2 protein-coding genes are annotated in these 1455 nt (G+C 44.1%); both read left to right on the plus strand.

The window, feature by feature from the left end; genetic code table 11:
• Positions 1-55: 55 nt before the first annotated feature.
• The gene (locus A3763_RS18405) at positions 56-883 is read left to right on the plus strand and encodes an alpha/beta fold hydrolase (RefSeq protein WP_068511716.1); all 828 of its coding nucleotides are present in this window, start codon (positions 56-58) and stop codon (positions 881-883) included.
• A gap of 12 nt (positions 884-895) precedes the next feature.
• A partial coding sequence (locus tag A3763_RS18410) for a hypothetical protein (protein ID WP_197482965.1) occupies positions 896-1455 on the plus strand: 560 nt, incomplete at its 3' end.

Genomic DNA, 1455 nt, shown 5'->3' on the forward strand with positions numbered 1-1455 from the left:
ACCGCTCAATCTCAACACATAATATCAACCAATTTATTTTAAAGAGCTTAAGTCAATGATTGAACAAATTCAGAGCTTTGGCCCACAGCACCACCTTCAGGGTATCTATACTGCTCCAGAAGAAGACTGCAAGAAGCCTTGTTTCTTGATAATTAATGCTGGTGCAGTTCATAAATCAGGCCCTTTCAATTTGCATGTACATCTCGCAAAATTCTTGGCTGATCTAGGGTATGCCAGCTTTCGATTTGACCTGAGTGGGCAAGGTGATAGCACCCGCATCGCATCACCTTCTTCTCGAACAGAGCAAATTACCAAGGATATGCTTGCAGCCTTGGATTGCCTTGAAGCTCAGTTTAACCACTGCAGTGTAATTTCTTTTGGCCTTTGTACAGGTGCCGAGAACGCTCACAAAATTGCTGTAAAGGATGATCGTGTCAAAGGTTTAGTTTGGATAGATGGCTATGGTTACCTAAGTCCAAAGTTTAATCGTGTGAAATTTCTCAAAAAGCTATCTCAGCCCTTCAACCTGATTAAGGCTTTAATTAAGCGGCTGACTAAAACCAAAGCTATGTCTTCAGAATCGAGCGATAATCAAGCAAATAATGTTGATGACTATGTCTGGCGCTTGCCGGAAAAAAGTCAATATAAGGCCGACATGGAAGTATTGCATCAACGCGAAGCCAAGTGCCTATATGTCTACAGCGGAGGGGTACAGTCCTACTACAACTATCAGGGACAAATGAAAGATGCATTTCCTGGCGAGTTCTTCACGCAAATATTTGAAGAAGTCTATTTCCCCAAAGCTGACCATACTTTTTTCATGCTGAACGATAAGCACAGCTTGTTCGACGCGATTAAAAACTGGTTAAGCAGACATTACTAAAGTGAGGCAAGGATGCTTTCGATTAAACCAACAACCACCACCATCGGCCTTTTTTTTGTAATGGTTTTTGCCTCGTACTGGCTATTCCTGAATAAGACAGGCATCGATACTTCTGATCCTGGTGATGCTGCGTTTCCTGTCGCAATATTAGGTGATTCAGACAGTCATAGCTATCGAGATAAATATGACAATAAAGCTAGAGGAGGCGACTTCCATAGCGTCACTTACAACTGGCCAGCACTATGGGACAGATTTCGATCTGAGCAAGTTAATCTTGGAGCATTCGGGACATGGGGTGAAAGTTACCGCTGGGCAAGAATCAAGAACTGGCTTAAGCTCCCTGCCCGAGCCCCCAAGAAATTAGACTTCGACTATAACTATGCAGTTTCCGGACTTCGCTGTCAGTCTTTGCTTGAAGGCTGGCCCTATCAAGCAAAATGGCTGATCTCTCGCTTGCAGCGCTCTCCGGACTTCTGGGAAAAGGGGCTGGTCATCATTCGAATCGGCGTAAACAATCTCGGCTCAACCAAACTATTAGAACAATGGGGAGTCAGCGGCTTAGACAAGACAGC

The organism is Oleiphilus sp. HI0128, assembly GCF_001635365.1.